The 16560-nt window shown below is 64.7% G+C and carries 14 protein-coding genes; 9 read left to right on the top strand and 5 right to left on the bottom strand.

Translation table 11 applies throughout. The features are described 5' to 3' along the window. Positions 1–47 precede the first annotated feature (47 nt). The 5 genes from PFLCHA0_RS26670 (at position 48) to PFLCHA0_RS26650 (ending at position 8137) form a co-directional block, all read left to right on the top strand. Complete coding sequence (locus PFLCHA0_RS26670; protein ID WP_015637123.1) at positions 48–2753, top strand: TonB-dependent receptor; 2706 nt, start codon at positions 48–50, stop codon at positions 2751–2753. 83 nt (positions 2754–2836) lie between these two features. Further along, entirely contained in the window at positions 2837–3454 is a 618-nt protein-coding gene (locus PFLCHA0_RS26665; RefSeq protein WP_011063600.1) for a heme acquisition protein HasA, read from the top strand. Positions 3455–3672: 218 nt separating this feature from the next. Beyond that, positions 3673–5457 (top strand): type I secretion system permease/ATPase, encoded by a 1785-nt coding sequence (locus PFLCHA0_RS26660; RefSeq protein WP_015637122.1) that lies wholly within the window; start codon positions 3673–3675, stop codon positions 5455–5457. Beyond that, positions 5454–6803: an HlyD family type I secretion periplasmic adaptor subunit gene (locus tag PFLCHA0_RS26655; RefSeq protein WP_015637121.1), complete on the top strand. Its 1350-nt coding sequence runs from the start codon at positions 5454–5456 to the stop codon at positions 6801–6803. Before PFLCHA0_RS26660 ends, PFLCHA0_RS26655 begins: the two co-directional genes overlap by 4 nt. Further along, positions 6800–8137 carry a TolC family outer membrane protein gene (locus PFLCHA0_RS26650; protein ID WP_015637120.1) on the top strand — a complete coding sequence of 446 codons (1338 nt, stop codon included), beginning with the start codon at positions 6800–6802 and terminating at the stop codon, positions 8135–8137. The genes PFLCHA0_RS26655 and PFLCHA0_RS26650 overlap by 4 nt, the downstream gene beginning before the upstream one ends. 171 nt (positions 8138–8308) lie before the next feature. Here the strand turns inward: PFLCHA0_RS26650 and trmA are convergent, their stop codons facing one another. Both trmA and PFLCHA0_RS26640 read right to left on the bottom strand, forming a co-directional pair. Beyond that, complete coding sequence (gene trmA / locus PFLCHA0_RS26645) at positions 8309–9388, bottom strand: tRNA (uridine(54)-C5)-methyltransferase TrmA (RefSeq protein ID WP_015637119.1); 1080 nt, start codon at positions 9386–9388, stop codon at positions 8309–8311. Next, positions 9385–10677 (bottom strand): NCS2 family permease, encoded by a 1293-nt coding sequence (locus tag PFLCHA0_RS26640; RefSeq protein WP_015637118.1) that lies wholly within the window; start codon positions 10675–10677, stop codon positions 9385–9387. Before PFLCHA0_RS26640 ends, trmA begins: the two co-directional genes overlap by 4 nt. 206 nt (positions 10678–10883) lie before the next feature. Between PFLCHA0_RS26640 and PFLCHA0_RS26635 the strand changes: the two genes are divergently transcribed. Further along, positions 10884–11333: a DUF4879 domain-containing protein gene (locus PFLCHA0_RS26635; RefSeq protein ID WP_015637117.1), complete on the top strand. Its 450-nt coding sequence runs from the start codon at positions 10884–10886 to the stop codon at positions 11331–11333. Positions 11334–11399: 66 nt separating this feature from the next. Beyond that, positions 11400–11951, top strand: coding sequence for a DJ-1 family glyoxalase III (locus PFLCHA0_RS26630; protein ID WP_015637116.1), 552 nt, complete (start codon positions 11400–11402; stop codon positions 11949–11951). Positions 11952–11954: 3 nt separating this feature from the next. Here the strand turns inward: PFLCHA0_RS26630 and PFLCHA0_RS26625 are convergent, their stop codons facing one another. Both PFLCHA0_RS26625 and PFLCHA0_RS26620 read right to left on the bottom strand, forming a co-directional pair. Then, complete coding sequence (locus PFLCHA0_RS26625; protein WP_015637115.1) at positions 11955–12245, bottom strand: HigA family addiction module antitoxin; 291 nt, start codon at positions 12243–12245, stop codon at positions 11955–11957. 15 nt (positions 12246–12260) lie between these two features. After that, positions 12261–12539: a type II toxin-antitoxin system RelE/ParE family toxin gene (locus PFLCHA0_RS26620; protein WP_011063591.1), complete on the bottom strand. Its 279-nt coding sequence runs from the start codon at positions 12537–12539 to the stop codon at positions 12261–12263. Positions 12540–12976: 437 nt separating this feature from the next. On the opposite strand from PFLCHA0_RS26620, the gene PFLCHA0_RS26615 reads away from it, so the two are divergent. Next, entirely contained in the window at positions 12977–13273 is a 297-nt protein-coding gene (locus PFLCHA0_RS26615; protein WP_019096028.1) for a hypothetical protein, read from the top strand. 34 nt (positions 13274–13307) lie between these two features. Here the strand turns inward: PFLCHA0_RS26615 and PFLCHA0_RS26610 are convergent, their stop codons facing one another. Beyond that, positions 13308–14546, bottom strand: coding sequence for an MFS transporter (locus PFLCHA0_RS26610; RefSeq protein ID WP_015637113.1), 1239 nt, complete (start codon positions 14544–14546; stop codon positions 13308–13310). A 572-nt stretch (positions 14547–15118) separates the two neighbouring features. On the opposite strand from PFLCHA0_RS26610, the gene PFLCHA0_RS26605 reads away from it, so the two are divergent. Then, entirely contained in the window at positions 15119–16558 is a 1440-nt protein-coding gene (locus PFLCHA0_RS26605; protein ID WP_011063588.1) for a cytochrome ubiquinol oxidase subunit I, read from the top strand. The last annotated feature ends 2 nt before the right edge of the window (positions 16559–16560 follow it).

Here is a 16560-nt window from a genome sequence, read left to right as displayed (position 1 = left end):
GAGATGCATTCGCATAAACAAAAATAGCCAGCGCAGGAACAAGGGACATGAGGGTAGGCAGTCGCACTGGAATTCACGCAGCAAGTCGTTTGGCCCTGGCCATTCACTTGGGCGTCGCAGGGCTGTTGGCAGGAGGCGGTTTGCTGCACGCGGCAGAGCCTGTGGGTGCAGCCCCACAGAGCGCCCAGCAGCAACGCGAGATGGATTTCGATATCCCCGCCCAGGCTCTCGGCAGTGCGGTGCTGGTGTTTGCCGAGCAGGCCGGGGTGCAGGTGCTGTTCGACAGCCTGCGCCTGCATGGCTTGCACAGCTCGCCGCTCAAGGGCCGCTACAGCGCCGAGGAGGGCCTGGCGCGGCTGCTGGGCAATGCGCCGGTGCAGTACCGCTTCACCGGCGAGCGCCAAGTGACCCTGAACCGGGTGGAAACCGGCCGTGACGGCGCCCTGGCCCTGGCGCCCACCACCATCTCCGGCAACCTCGAAGGCCGCCAGAGCGACTGGGTGTATAACGCGCCACGTTCGGTGAGCGTGGTCGGCCGCGAGCAGCTCGATCGCAACCCGCCCCGGCACGCGGCCGACATGCTGGAGGAAACCTCCGGTGTGTATTCGGCAGTCAGCCAGCAGGACCCGGGCCTGTCCGTGAATATCCGCGGCCTCCAGGACTATGGCCGGGTCAACATGTCGGTGGACGGCATGCGCCAGAACTACCAGCAGAGCGGCCACCAGCAGCGCAACGGCACCCTCTACGTCGACCCCGAGCTGCTCTCCGAGGTGGTGGTGGAGAAGGGCGCCACTTCGACCATGGGCGGCGCCGGGGTGATTGGCGGGGTCGCCAATTTTCGCACCGTCGAAGCCCGTGACCTGCTCAAGCCCGGCCAGGAAATCGGTGGCCGGATCCGCGTGACCAGCGGCCTGGGTGGCCGCAGCAACGGTACCCATTTCATCGGCAGCACCGCCTTCGCCATCGGCACCGAGGTCTGGGACATGCTGCTGGCCGCCAGTGAACGGCACCTGGGGGACTACAACCCGGGGACCAAGGGCGGCATTGGCGAGCTGCGTACCGGCAGTTGGATGGACCCGTCGATCAATGACCGGGTGAAGAATTCCAAGGTGGCCTATTCCGCTTCCGTGATGCGTTCGCGCCTGGCCAAGCTGGGGCTCAACCTGCCCCAGGACCAGCGTCTGCAACTGAGCTACCTGACCACCCAGGTGTCCTACGACGACGCCAACATGATGAACGTCGAGAACCAGCAACAGCTCTGGGAAAAGCTCGGCAGCAGCGATGTGCGCTCGCAGAACTTCGGCCTCGACTACAGCTACACCCCGGACAACCCGCTGATCGACTTCAAGGCCAAGCTCTACTACGTCGACAACAGCAACGACCAGAGCACCCTGACCCGGCGCAGCAGCCCCGGCTACTCGATCACCTACCAGACCGACACCTATGGCGCTCAGGCGCAGAACACCTCGACCTTCGCGCTCGGCGAGCTGGCCACGCTGAAGGCCAACTACGGCCTGGAGTTCTTCTATGACAAGGTCCGCCCCGACTCCAGCCAGCCGGTGCCCAAAGGGTCGGCGGTCAGCGCTTCGCCCGCGGCCAGCATGACCCCCGAGGGCGATCGTGCCCTGGGCAGCCTGTTCACCCGCCTGGATTTCGACTACGACGGCTGGCTGAACCTCAACGCCGGTTTGCGCTACGACCGCTACCGCCTGCGGGGCGAGACCGGAATCAACACCCGCACCTTCGTGATCGGCAAGACGCCCCAGCAGATTTCGGTGCCGGTGGCCTATGACATCGACAACGAGGAAGGGCGCTTCTCGCCGACCTTCGGCCTGTCGGTCAAGCCGGGCGTCGAATGGCTGCAGTTGTTCGCCAGCTATGGCAAGGGCTGGCGGCCACCGGCGGTGACCGAAACCATGATCACCGGCCGGCCCCACGGCGGCGGCTCGGAGAGCACCTTCCCCAACCCCTTCCTCAAGCCGGAGCGTTCCAGCACCTGGGAAGCGGGGGTCAACGTCTTCAAGGAAAACCTCTGGTTCAACGATGACCGCCTGGGGATCAAGGTGGCGTACTTCGATACCCGGGTCGATGACTTCATCTATATGGCCATGGGTGTGCAGCCCCCTGGCTACGGCTCGCCCGGCATCGGCAACAGTGCCTATGTCAACGACCTCAGCAGCACCCGCTTCAAGGGCGTGGAGTACCAGCTGGACTATGACGCCGGCCGCGCCTACGGCCAGCTGAACTACACCCGCATGATCGGCGACAACGATTTCTGCACGAAAATCGCCTGGCTGGGGGGCGTGACCCAGCCGGTGAAGAATGGCAGCGGGCGTGGTGCGATCGTCACCGGCATGCGCCCCGATGATGCGGCCAACAACGCCAGCCGCTGCAATGCGGCGATCCTCGGTTCGGCCGAACACATGCCCATGGACCGCGGCACCCTGACCCTGGGCGCACGCTTTTTCGACCGCAAGCTGGATATCGGCGCCCGGGCCCGCTACAGCGCCGGCTATTCGATCGCCGGCTCCGCCACCGGCACCGTGAGCCAGACCGGCGTCTACCCGGCCGACTGGAAGCCCTACACCGTCTACGACCTGTATGGCAGCTACCGGGCCACTGAAGAACTGACCCTGCGCCTGGCCATGGAAAACGTCACCGACCGCGCCTACCTGGTGCCCCTCGGCGATGTCCTGGCCTTCACCCTCGGCCGTGGCCGGACCTTGCAGGGCACCGTGGAGTATCAGTTCTGACCGCTTTTGCCCATTGATGGGCAAAACCGCAGCAGGCAGTGGCGTGCTGCGGACATGACCCCCCTAATGTATTGGAGTTTTGCATGAGCATTTCGATCTCTTACAGCGCTACCTACGGCGGTAATACTGTTGCGCAATACCTGACTGACTGGTCGGCCTACTTCGGCGACGTCAACCACCGCCCAGGCGAAGTGGTCGACGGCACCAACACCGGTGGCTTCAACCCGGGCCCGTTCGACGGCACCCAGTACGCCATCAAGAGCACCGCCAGTGATGCGGCCTTCGTCGCCGACGGCAACCTGCACTACACCCTGTTCAGCAACCCGAGCCACACCCTCTGGGGCTCGGTGGACACTATCTCCCTAGGCGACACCCTCGCCGGTGGTTCGGGCAGCAACTACAACCTGGTCAGCCAGGAAGTCAGCTTCACCAACCTGGGCCTCAACAGCCTGAAGGAAGAAGGCCGTGCAGGCGAAGTGCACAAGGTGGTCTACGGCCTGATGAGTGGCGACAGCTCGGCGCTGGCCGGCGAGATCGATGCCCTGCTCAAGGCGATCGACCCAAGCCTGTCGGTGAACTCCACCTTCGACGACCTGGCCGCTGCTGGCGTTGCTCACGTCAATCCGGCTGCCGCAGCCGCTGCCGATGTTGGCCTGGTGGGTGTGCAGGACGTGGCCCAGGACTGGGCGCTGGCCGCCTGAGTGCAGGCCTGAGGCATAAAAAAGCGAATGCAGGATCGCTCCTCCATTCGCTGGCTTGACTCACCTCCGTCGCCCGAGTTTTCGAAGGCCAGGGCGGCGGCGGTGGCAAATTCTGGGGAGCGCCGTGGTGCCTGTCAACGCACCGGGCGCGCCTCTTGTCGTTCCGCTCTGCCCGAGCGGAAGGCCCTGTAACCCTACACTCTCCACAGGACACCTTGATGAGCAGGCCGAATCCACTTGCCGCTTCCGAGACGCTGGCGGCCTTGACGGCCTACAAGGGCGGCTTTTTCAACATCGGCCTGTTCTCGGCGGTGATCAACCTGCTGATGCTGGCCCCGGCCCTTTACATGCTGCAGGTCTACGACCGGGTGCTGGCCTCGGGCAATCAGATGACCCTGCTGATGCTGACGCTGATGATCCTCGGCCTGTTCGGCCTGATGGGGGCGTTGGAGTGGGTGCGCAGCCAGGTGGTGATCCACCTCGGTACCCAGATGGACATGCGCCTGAACCAGCGGGTGTATGACGCCGCTTTCGAAGCCCAGCTCAAGGGCAGCCCCCAGGCCGCCGGCCAGGCTTTGAACGACCTGACCGCGCTGCGCCAGTTCGCCACCGGCAATGCCTTGTTCGCGTTCTTCGATGCGCCCTGGTTTCCGGTCTACCTGCTGGTGATCTTTCTCTTTCACCCCTGGCTCGGCCTGCTGGCCCTGGCCGGCGCGGTGCTGCTGGTGGCGCTGGCCTGGATCAACCAGCATATCTGCCAGGCACCCCTGGCCCAGGCCAGCCAGTTGTCGATCATCACCAGCCAGCAGGCCACCGCCAACCTGCGCAATGCCGACGCGATCGAAGCCATGGGCATGCTCGGTGCCCTGCGCGAGCGCTGGTTCATCGGCCACCAGGGCTTTCTCGCCCAGCAGAACCTGGCCAGCGAAAAGACCGCCACCATCAGCGCCTGGTCCAAGGGCGTGCGCATGGCCCTGCAGTCCCTGGTGCTGGGCCTGGGCGCCTGGCTGGCGGTGCAGGGCCAGATCACCCCGGGGATGATGATCGCCGGCTCGATCCTAATGGGCCGCGTGCTCAGCCCCATCGACCAGTTGATCGCGGTATGGAAGCAATGGAGCTCGGCGCGCCTGGCCTACGAGCGCCTGTCGCAGCTGTTGCAGGCCAACCCGCCACGGCCGGCGCGCATGAGCCTGCCGACGCCCAAGGGCAAGTTGAGCGTCGAACAGCTGAGTGCCTGTGCCCCTGGCAGCCGGCGCCCGGCCCTGAGCAACCTCGGTTTCACCCTGGAGGCCGGCCAGGTGCTGGGGGTGATCGGCCCTTCCGGTTGCGGCAAGTCCACCCTGGCCCGGCTGTTGGTCGGTGCCTGGATGCCCCTGACGGGAAAGGTGCGCCTGGATGGCGCAGACCTGGCTCAGTGGGACAGGCAGCAACTGGGTCCGCATATCGGTTACCTGCCCCAGGACATCCAGCTGTTCGCCGGCAGCATCGCCGAGAACATCGCGCGTTTTGCCCAGCTGGACTCGGATCAGGTCCTGCAGGCCGCACAAATGGCCGGGGTGCACGAACTGATCCTGCAATTGCCCCAGGGCTATGACACGCGCCTGGGCGAGGGCGGTGCCGGGTTGTCCGGCGGGCAGCGCCAGCGCATCGGCCTGGCGCGCGCGTTGTACGGTTTGCCGGCGCTGATCGTGCTCGATGAACCCAACTCCAACCTTGATGAAGCCGGCGAGCAGGCGCTGCTGCAGGCCATCAGCCAACTCAAGCAACGGCAGCGGACCCTGGTGCTGATCACTCATAAGCCCAACGTGCTGACCCTCACCGACCAACTGATGATCCTGCGCGAGGGCCAGTTGCAAGCCTTTGGCCCGACGGCACGGGTGCTGGAGGCGAACCAGAAGGCCAAGGCCGCGCCGCCGCCAGCTGTACCGGTGAGCAATCCGGTGACCAGTCTGAACATGAATTACCGCCTGGGCGTGGCCGGCGGCGAAGGGAAAAAAGCATGAAGGCGAGTGTATCCACAGGCTCTGTTGCGCCGGTCGCTGGGCCAGCCGCCAGCAATGTATTGTCCCTGGACGACAGGAAGTACTCACGGCTCGGCTGGCTCCTGGTGCTGGGAGGTTTTGCCGGGTTCATCGGCTGGGCCGCCTTGGCGCCGCTGGACAAGGGCGTGGCGGTGTCGGGCAAGGTCATGGTCTCGGGCCATCGCAAGACCGTGCAGCACCAGAGCGGCGGCATCGTCGAGCGGATCGAGGTCAAGGAAGGCGACCGGGTCAGCGCCGGGCAGGTGCTGCTGCGCCTCAACGAGACGCCGCTGCGCACCCAGATGCAGTCCCTGCGCAGCCAGTACCTGGGCTCGCTGGCCAGCGAAGCGCGGCTCAATGCCGAGCGCGACGGCGCCAGCGATATCCTCTTCGACCCGCAACTTCAGGCCCTGGCCAGCGAGCCGGACGTGGCCGCCAGCCTGGCGCTGCAACGGCAGCTGTTCAGCAGCCGGCGCCAGGCCCTGAGCATGGAGCAGCAGGGGATTGCCGAAACCATCGCCGGCTCCGAGGCGCAGTTGCGTGGCACCCGGGATTCCCAGGCCAGCAAGCTGGCGCAGCGCCGCGCCTTGAATGAACAGTTGCAGGGCCTGCGGGAACTGGCCCGGGACGGCTATATCCCGCGCAACCGGCTGCTGGACAGCGAGCGCCTGTACGCGCAGATCGACGGCTCGATCGCCGAGGACTTCGGCCGCATCGGCCAGTTGCAGCGGCAGATTCTCGAACTGCGCCTGCGCATCCGCCAGACCACCGAGGATTTCCAGAAAGACCTGCGCAGCCAGTTGGCCGATACCCGGATCCGTACCGAAGACCTGCGCAATCGCCTGACTTCCGCCGAGTTCGAACTGGCCAACAGCCAGGTGCGCGCCCCGGCCGCCGGGGTGGTGGTTGGGCTGGAGGTGTACACCGAGGGCGGGGTGATCAAGCCGGGCCAGCCGCTGATGGACATCGTGCCCCAGGACGAGCCGTTGCTGGTGGAGGCGCGGGTGCCGGTGCAACTGGTGGACAAGGTGCACCCGGGGCTGCCAGTGGAGCTGATGTTCTCGGCCTTCAACCAGAGCACCACGCCCAGGGTGCCGGGGGAGGTGACCCTGGTGTCCGCCGACCGGCAGGTGGACGAGCGCACCGAGGAGCCTTACTACACCCTGCGGGCCACGGTCAGCGCCCAGGGCATGCAGCAGTTGCAGGGCTTGCAGATCCGCCCGGGCATGCCGGTGGAAGCCTTTGTCCGTACTGGCGAACGTTCGATGCTCAACTACCTGTTCAAGCCTCTGCTGGATCGGACTCACATGGCGTTGGTGGAAGAATGATTCGCGCCTGGTGGTACCTGTCCCTGCTGTGCCTGTTGAGCAGCCCGTCGGTCCAGGCCCTGGGCTTGCTGGACGCCTATGACCTGGCCTTGCGCAATGACCCGACCTTCCAGGCGGCGATCAAGGAGCGCGATGCCGGGGAACAGAACCGGGCCATTGGCCGTGCCGGGCTGCTGCCGAACCTGTCCTGGAGCTACAACAATTCGCGCAACCAGTCCGAAGTGACCCAGGAGACGGTTCGCGGTGATGTCACCAATGACCGGGACTACCGCAGCTACGCCTCGACCCTGACCCTGCAGCAGCCGCTGCTGGACTACGAAGCCTATGCGCGCTACCGCCAGGGCTCGGCCCAGGCGCTGTTTTCCGACGAACGCTTTCGCGGCAAGAGCCAGGAACTGGCGGTGCGCCTGCTCAGTGCCTACAGCCAGGCGCTGCTGGCCCAGGAGCGCATCGAACTGAGCCGGGCGCAGAAGCGAGCCTACGTCGAACGCTTGCAGCTCAACGAGCGCCTGCTCAAGGGCGGCGAGGGCACCCGCACCGATGTGCTGGAGACCCAGGCCCGGCTGAGCCTGGCTCTGGCGCAGGAGATCGAGGCCCAGGACCAGCAGGATGCCGCTCTGCGCGAGCTGCAAGCCATAGTCGGCGAACCGTTGCAGATCGACGAACTGGATCCGCTGACCCGGCAGTTCCAGATCCAGCCGCTGCTGCCCAACCGCTTCGACAGCTGGCGTGACCTGGCCATGGCCAACAACCCGGACCTGGCGTCCCAGCAGCAGGCGCTGCGAGTGGCGGAGTACGAAGTGGAGCGCAAGCGCGCCGGGCACCTGCCCAAGGTGAGTTTGTATGCCAGCAGCCGTCAAACCAGTTCCGATTCGGAAAGCTCCTACAACCAGAAGTACGACACCAATACCGTGGGCATCCAGGTCAGCCTGCCGCTGTTTGCCGGTGGCTCGGTATCGGCCTCGACCCGACAGGCGGCCAGCCAGCTGTCCCAGGCCCAGTTCGAACTGGACGCCAAGACCGCCACCACCCTCAACGAACTGCGCAAGCAGTTCAACCTCAACACCAGCGCCGCGGCCAAGGTCCGGGCCTATGAAATGGCCGTCAGCTCCGCCGAGGCCCTGGTGACCGCGACCCAGAAAAGCGTGCACGGCGGCGAGCGGGTAAACCTGGATGTACTGGACGCCGAGCAACAACTGTTCACCGCCCGCCGCGACCTGGCGGATGCCCGTCATGCCTACCTCTTGGCGCGGATCCAGCTCAAGTACTACGCCGGCCTGCTCAACGAACAGGACCTGCAGCAACTGGCCGGTTACTTCCGCCCCCTGGGCTGAACCCCATTGCCGTACCGCCCCCTGTAGGAGCTGGCTTGCCAGCGAAAGCGTCGGCCAGATTGGCGCAAGGCTCAAGGGCCCCTTCGCCGGCAAGCCGGCTCCTACGGAGCGGGAGGGCGGCAGAATGCAAACAGCCGTCACGAGGACGGCTGTTGGCTATTGCACGGCAAATCAGCGGCGGGTCAGCAAAACCCCGGATTCCATATGGTGGGTCCAGGGGAACTGGTCGAACAGCGCGCAGCGGGTGATGCGGTGGCTGTCGTGCAACTGGGCGATGTTGGCCGCCAGGGTCTGCGGGTTGCAGGAGATGTACAGGATGTTGTCGAAGCGCCGGGTCAGTTCGCAGGTGTCCGGGTCCATGCCGGCCCGGGGCGGGTCGACGAACACGCTGCCGAATTCGTAGCTCTTGAGGTCCACGCCCTGCAGGCGGCGGAACGGTCGCACTTCGTTCAGGGCTTCGGTCAGCTCTTCGGCCGACAAGCGCACCAGGGTGACGTTATCCACAGCGTTTTCGCTGAGGTTGCTCAAGGCCGCATTCACCGAGGTCTTGCTGATCTCGGTGGCCAGCACCTTGCGCACCCGGGTGGCCAGGGGCAGGGTGAAGTTGCCATTGCCGCAGTACAGCTCCAGCAGGTCGTCCTGGCGCTCGCCCAGGGCTTCATAGGCCCAGTTGAGCATCTTCTGGTTCACCGTGCCGTTGGGCTGGGTGAAGGCGCCTTCGGGCTGGCAGTAGCTGAAGGTACGCCCGCCGACTTCGAGCTTTTCCACTACGTAGTCCTGGCCGATGACCTCGCGCTTGCCCTTGGAACGGCCGATCACGCTGACCTTGAGGTCGGCGGCCAACTGGCTCGCGGCCTTGTGCCAGTGCTCGTCCAGCGGGCGGTGGTAGCACAGGGTGATCATCGCGTCGCCGGCCAGGGTGGTGAGGAACTCCACCTGGAACAGCTTGTGGCTCAGGGGCGCGCTGGCTTGCCAGGCGGCCTTGAGCCGGGGCATCAACTGGTTGATGCGCTGGCTGGCGATGGGGAACTCCTCGATGAGGATCGGTGTGCGCTTGTCGTCCTGGGAGAACATCGCGTAGTGCCGTTCCCCGGCCTCGCGCCACAGGCGGAACTCTGCCCGCAGGCGGAAGTTCTGCAGGGGCGAGTCGAAGACCTGAGGCTCGGGGGCATCGAAGGGGGCCAGCAGGTCGCGCAAGCGCGCGACCTTGTCATTCAACTGGGTGGTGTAGCTTGCGGCGTCAAAAGTCATGCGGGGTAACCGAGCTTGATCACGAACAGGATCGACAGGATCACCAGGGGCGCGTTCAGCTCACGGGCACGGCCCGACAGCAGCTTGATCACGGTCCAGGCGATGAAGCCGAAGGCGATGCCGTTGGCGATGGAATAGGTGAACGGCATGGCCAGGGCGGTGACGACCACGGGAGCGGCGACGGTGATGTCTTCCCAGTCGATTTCTGCCAGGCCCGAGGTCATCAGCACGGCGACGAACAGCAGGGCCGGTGCGGTGGCGAAGGCGGGCACGCTGGCTGCCAGTGGCGAGAAGAACAGCGCCAGCAGGAACATGATCGCCACCACGATGGCGGTCAGGCCGGTGCGGCCGCCGGCGCTCACGCCCGCCGCGGATTCGATGTAGCTGGTGGTGGTCGAGGTGCCCAGCAAGGAACCGGCCATGGCGGCGGTGCTGTCGGCGATCAGCGCCCGGCCCATTTTCGGCATGTGGCCGTCCTTGCCCATCAGGCCGGCGCGCTTGGCGACGCCGATCAGGGTGCCGGAGTTGTCGAACAGATCGACGAACAGGAAGGCGAAGATCACGCTGATCAGGCCGATATCCAGGGCGCCCTTGATGTCCAGTTGCAGGAAGGTCGGGGCCAGGGACGGTGGCATCGAGGTCACGCCGCCGAACGGGGTGACGCCCATGAGAATGGAGACGACGGTCACCGCGAGGATGCCGATCAGCACCGCGCCGCGCACTTTCAGGGCTTCCAGGGCCACGATCAGGGCAAAACCCAGGGCAGCGAGGATGGGGGCCGGTTTGCTGAGATCGCCCAGGCCGACCAGGGTCGACTCGTTGCCCACGACGATCTGGGCGTTATGCAGGGCGATCAGCGCCAGGAACAGGCCGATACCGGCGGCAATGGCCGAGCGCAGGGGCAGGGGGATGCTGTTGATGATCCATTCGCGGATGCGGAAGATCGACAGCAGGAAGAACAGCACCGCCGAGATGAATACCGCCCCCAGGGCTACCTGCCAGGTGTGGCCCATGTGCAGGACCACGGTGTAGGTGAAGAAGGCGTTCAGGCCCATGCCCGGTGCCAGGGCGATCGGGTAGTTGGCGATCAGGCCCATGACGGTGGAACCGATGGCCGCCGCCAGGCAGGTGGCAACGAAGATCGCGCCCTTGTCCATGCCCGTCTCGCCGAGAATGCTCGGGTTGACGAAAAGGATGTAGGCCATGGCCAGGAAGGTGGTCACGCCCGCAAGAATCTCGGTGCGCACGTTGGTGTTGTGTGCCTTGAGTTGAAACAGCCTTTCCAGCATGTCTGCTCCCCGTGGCGCCGCCGGGCGCCGTGAATGTATCGACTCCAACAGCAAAGCACAGACTTTATAAGGTGCCTGCGGATTTGCTCTGGGTCGGAAAAAGCCGCGCATCATACCAGCAGCGTGGGCCAATGGCTGCGATCGTCGGCGATGTTTTGCCGCGCTGGCAAGTAGCGCATACTGCGCCCTGGTTTTAGGGGGGATTTATGCGCAGCACAGTGAAAATGACAGCCCTGGCATTGCTCGGCGCGACAGCCTGCTGGCTGGCGGCCCCGGCCATGGCGCGCTCGGCCCCGCCGTTGAGCCGGGTGGAGATTCTCAAGGTGCTGTCACCTTCCTGCGGCCTGGAGGATGTCTCCGACGGCCGTGAACGGACCCAGTGCGATCACAACGGCCCGAACATCAAGGTCTACGTGCTGGAGATCGGTTACGGTCGCGAGCCCCATGTGACCCTGGACGGCTTCGAGGTCGATGGCACCCGTTCGCCGGTGTGCGAGGACGGCTCCAGCTATGTGCCCTGCGGCAACTCGGGGACTACCGTCGGCTATGTCTATGTCTTCGACCTGGCGGGCAAGCAGGAGGGCACCTTCAGCTTTCGCAACACCTCGCTCAACGCCCCGGGCAACAGCCTGGGCGCGCAGATCTACATCAAGTGACGGCGCCCTGAACGGCAGCCGGCAAAGCTGACTAAGCTTTAAAGACCTCCACGCGGAGTCATCTCCATGACCTTCAGAGCCCTGGTCACCCTTGCCGAAGGCATCGACGACCTGCAAAGCGTGACCCTGATCGACGTATTGCGCCGTGCCGAAGTCGAAGTGCTGGCCGCCAGCGTCGAAGGCCGGCGCATGCTCACCTGCGCCCGGGGCACCCGCTTGACCGCCGACGCCATGCTGGTGGACGTGCTGGCCCAGCGCTTCGACCTGATCGTATTGCCCGGCGGCGCGGTGGGCGCCCAGCACCTGGCGGCCCATCAACCGCTGCAGCAACTGCTCAAGGATCAGGCCGCAGCGGGGCGCCTGTTCGCCGGCATCGCCGAAGCCCCGGCCCTGGCCTTGCAGGCGTATGGCGTGCTGCGCCAGCGGCGCATGACCTGCCTGCCCAGCGCCAGCCATCATCTGCTGGGCTGCACCTTTGTCGACCAGCCGGTGGTGGTGGACGGTAACTGCATCACCGCCCAGGGCTCCGCCGCGGCCCTGGCGTTTGTCCTGGCCTTGGTGGAAGCGCTGTGCGGTCGCGGTAAGCGCGCCAAGGTGGCGGCGGAGTTGCTGGTCTAGGGCTCAGTCGCCATGGGCCGCGATGGGCTCGATCAGCGGTTGCAGTTCCTGCTCTGTGTGCCAGATGTCGTAATCGGCCTGTACCGCCAGCCAGACCTTGGCCTTGCCGATTCCGGCGCGTTCCAGCTTGACCGCCAGTTCCGCACGGATCGGCGCATGGCCGTTCAACACCTTGGACAGGTGCGGGCGGGCGTAGCCGATATGCCGCGCGAGCTCCGTCACGCTGATGCCCATTTCGGGCAAGATATCCAGGCGCAGGGTGTCACCGGGGTGGGGCGGGTTGTGGATGGGCATGATCCTGCCTCCTGTTCAGTGGTAGTCCAGATAATCCACCAGCTCGATATCCGAACCTACGAAACGAAAGATCACTCGCCAGTTGCCGGACACTACCAGGGACCAGTAGCCAAGCAGGTCGCCCCTGAGCGGGTGCAGCCGCCAGCCCGGCAGATTGAGGTCTGCCGGTTCGCTGGCGTGATCCATGAACGACAGTTGGCGGGCCAACCGGCGTGCATGCTCGGCCCGTATTCCACGAGTCGATCCGGTTTCATAGAAGGCGCGCAGGCCTTTGTGCTGAAAGGACTTGATCATGGGGTGCGAGTGTAAGGCGATACCTTACACGCTTCGTAGCGGTTTTGTATTGCAGAGAATGATCAACAACCTGTTACGAGGCCCCCCACGGGGCGTTTCTCTGTCGCAGCTCGGTTCGGCAAGGAGTCGGGCACGGGGCTTGTGAACGGGTAACAAAGGCTAACCAGCCGCTTCTTGCACCGCCCGTCCCATCACCCCTATAGTTCGCGCCGTCGCTGCCAATTCAGCGGCCGGGTTTGGTCACCCGAAATTAGAAGGCGCACGCGCCACCCTGGTTTGCAGGCACTTTTTCGTGTCCGCACGCTTAATGGTGGGCTGTGCGCGGGACACCTTCGGGTGTGCCGGGTGCCTTCTTCCCGGTTGACCAACCTGTGCACAGTCCGCCACCCATCGTTTGGTCACGATTGGGGCGGTCATTCATAAAGAAGGATCTAATGATGAATACCCCGGAAACTGCTGCTCACTATGTGCCGCTTAAATCCAACATAAGCCGGCCAGGTGTGTTTTTTATCAACGCCAATGCCTCCCCTGAGGCGCTGCACGAAGCCGCCGAGCAACGCATGCGCACGGCTGCCAATCTGCTGGAAACCCTCTGCTGCCTGAATTTCAGCCACGGCGATGTGAAGGACATCCCGCACATCATCGACGTGCTCTATGTACTGACGCAGGATGGTTGCGACCTGCTGGAGGCGGCGAAATGGCGAGCCGCTGCTGAAGCTCAGCCCAGCCACTGAGGCTTGAACCTGGCCGCGCCAGCCCGGCGCGGCTTCAGGCCTTGGGTTGCTCGAGCCGTTCGATCATCCGATCGCGCTGGGCCAGGGTCGGGAACAGCTTGATCCAGACGCCGGTCACCAGCAGCGTGCCGACCCCGCCCAGCACCACCGCCGGCACCGTGCCGAACCAGTGGGCGGTCAGCCCGGATTCGAACTCCCCCAACTGATTCGAAGCGCCGATGAACAGGCCGTTCACCGCGCTGACCCGGCCGCGCATTTCGTCCGGGGTTTCCAGTTGCACGAAAGAGGCGCGGATCACCATGCTGATCATGTCCGCCGCCCCCAGCACCACCAGCACCGCCAGGGAAAACCAGAACGAAGTCGAGAGGCCGAAGGCGATGGTGGCCACGCCAAACACCCCGACCGCGGTGAACATCACCCGCCCGACCTTGCGCTCGACGCTAAAACGCGCCAGCCACAGGGACATCAGCAAGGCCCCCACCGCTGGCGCCGAACGCAGCAGCCCCAGGCCCCAGGGGCCGGTGAGCAGGATGTCCTTGGCGAACACCGGCAGCAGCGCGGTGGCGCCACCCAGCAATACCGCGAACAGGTCCAGGGAGATGGCGCCGAGGATGTCCGGGCGGCTACGGATGAAGCGGATGCCCGCCAGCAGCGAATCGAGGGTGGCCTTGCCCTTGTTCAACGGGGTCTGCCGGGCCGGCAGGTTGAGCATCAGCAGGCAGGCGATCAGGTACAGGACCACGGTGGGGCCGTAGACCCAGACGCTGCCGAAGGCGTACAGCAAACCGCCCAGGGCCGGGGCGACGATGGTCGCCGACTGCTGCGCCGATTGCGCGGCGGCCACCGCCCGGGGAAACAGCGCCGCGGGCACGATGCTCGGAAGCAGGGCCTGGGTGGTGGGCATTTCGAAGGAGCGGGCGCCGCCGAGCAGGAAGGCCAGAATGAAGATCATTTCCCGGGTGACGCTGTCGGTCAGGCTGCCGACGGCCAGGGCCAGGGCGATCAGGGCTTGCAGCGACTGGCAGATAGCCGCCACCCGGCGCCGGTCGTAGCGGTCGGCCACATGCCCGGTGTGCAGCATGAACAGCACCCGCGGGGCGAATTCCACCAGCCCCACCAGACCCAGGTCCAGCACATTGCCGGTCAGTTGGTAGAGGTTCCAGCCAATGGCCACGGTGAGCATCTGGAAGCCGCTGGCGGTAAAGATCCGCGCCAGCCAGAACGCGATGAACGGACGATGGTGACGGAGCAGCAGAGGGTCTTGGCTGGGCATCGGGCGGTAGATCTGAGCGGGGAGTGCCACGAGATTATCACCAAGATGTAACCAATAGTTGCGGCTCGGGGAAAATTCGTTAGCCGCGCATCTATCTTGTTTTTCGCTCGAACACCTGGTCGCGAATCCTGTAGTCGCTGCCGCAGGCTGCGAACGGCTCCGAAGGAGACGCCGGGATATTGAATACGCCGCAGGTTCGACGGGAAGTTGCCAGCCAAGGCCCTGCGTACCGAACGCGGCCCGGCCTTTCGCAGCTTCGCAGGCTCAGCAGCGGCTACAGGCGTTTTGTGTGGGAAAAGCCGGGAAAACCCCGGGCTTGAGAGGGTGAGGCAAGCTGTCACGCGGCAAATAACCACAGAGTTGCATGGCGAAATTAGGACTACTCTTTCAACGTTGCTTGATCCAGATCAAAACCTTTTTGCAAAGGCTGATGTGGTGGCCCAAGTGCCAGACTCCCTGCGTAGCGATGGTTTAAAAAAGAACGAATCCGAATTCGCCGCACTCCATATCCGTGGGGGCAGTGGGTGCAGGCCTCTGGCCGGCAGCCGGTATTACCTGATAGAGGAAAGCTTATGTTCGGTTTAGAGGCTCTTGATCTCGCCCGAATTCAGTTCGCGTTCACCATCTCGTTCCATATCCTGTTCCCGGCGATCACCATCGGCCTGGCGAGCTACCTGGCGGTACTCGAAGGCCTCTGGCTGAAGACCCGCGACGACACCTACCGCGATCTCTACCACTTCTGGTCGAAGATCTTTGCCGTCAACTTCGGCATGGGCGTGGTCTCCGGCCTGGTGATGGCCTACCAGTTCGGCACCAACTGGAGCCGCTTCTCGGACTTTGCTGGGTCCGTCACCGGCCCCTTGCTCACCTATGAAGTGCTCACGGCCTTCTTCCTGGAAGCCGGTTTCCTCGGGGTGATGCTGTTCGGCTGGAACAAGGTCGGGCGCAAGCTGCACTTCTTCTCCACGGTGATGGTGGCCATCGGCACCCTGATCTCGACATTCTGGATCCTCTCGTCCAACAGCTGGATGCAGACCCCGCAAGGCTATGAAATCGTCAATGGCCAGGTGATCCCGGTGGATTGGCTGGCGGTGATCTTCAACCCGTCATTCCCCTACCGCCTGGCGCACATGGCTGTAGCGGCGTTCGTCGCCACGGCGTTCTTCGTCGGTTCGTCCGCAGCCTGGCACTTGCTGCGCGGGCGGGACAACCCGGCCATTCGTCGCATGCTCTCCATGGCCATGTGGATGGCCCTGATCGTGGCGCCGGTGCAGGCGGTGATCGGTGACTTCCACGGGCTCAATACCCTCAAGCACCAGCCGGCGAAAATCGCCGCCATCGAAGGCCACTGGGAGAACGTCGGCAACGAGCCGACCCCACTGATCCTCTTCGGCTGGCCGGACATGAAGGCCGAGAAAACCCGCTTCGCGGTGGAAATCCCTTACCTGGGCAGCCTGATCCTCACCCACTCGCTGGACAAGCAGGTGCCGGCGCTCAAGGAGTTCCCACCCGAGGACCGGCCCAACTCGACCATCGTCTTCTGGTCGTTCCGGATCATGGTCGGCCTGGGCATGCTGATGATCTTCACCGGCCTGTGGAGCCTCTGGCTGCGCAAGCGCGACACCCTCTACACCTCGCGCCCGTTCCTGTACCTGGCGTTGTGGATGGGCCCGTCCGGGTTGATCGCGATCCTGGCCGGCTGGTTCACCACCGAGATCGGCCGCCAGCCGTGGGTGGTCTATGGCCTGATGCGCACGGCGGATGCCTCTTCCGGCCACAGCTTTGTGCAGATGAGCATCACCCTGGCGCTGTTCGTGGTGGTGTACTTCTCGCTGTTCGGCGTGGGTATCGGCTACATGATGCGCCTGGTGCGCAAAGGCCCGGTTACCAACGAAGGTGCCGAAACCAGCCACGGTGGCCCCGGCCAGAAACGCACCCCGGCCCGTCCGCTGTCCGCAGCCGACGATGACCACGACGCCGACCACGGCACCCGCCTGAACAAGGGGAACTGAGT

It is taken from the genome of Pseudomonas protegens CHA0 (assembly GCF_000397205.1).
In the GTDB taxonomy this organism is placed as follows: domain Bacteria; phylum Pseudomonadota; class Gammaproteobacteria; order Pseudomonadales; family Pseudomonadaceae; genus Aquipseudomonas; species Aquipseudomonas protegens.
The sequence above is the reverse complement of the archived record's forward strand: the minus strand, read 5'-3'. Positions and strand labels throughout refer to the sequence as shown.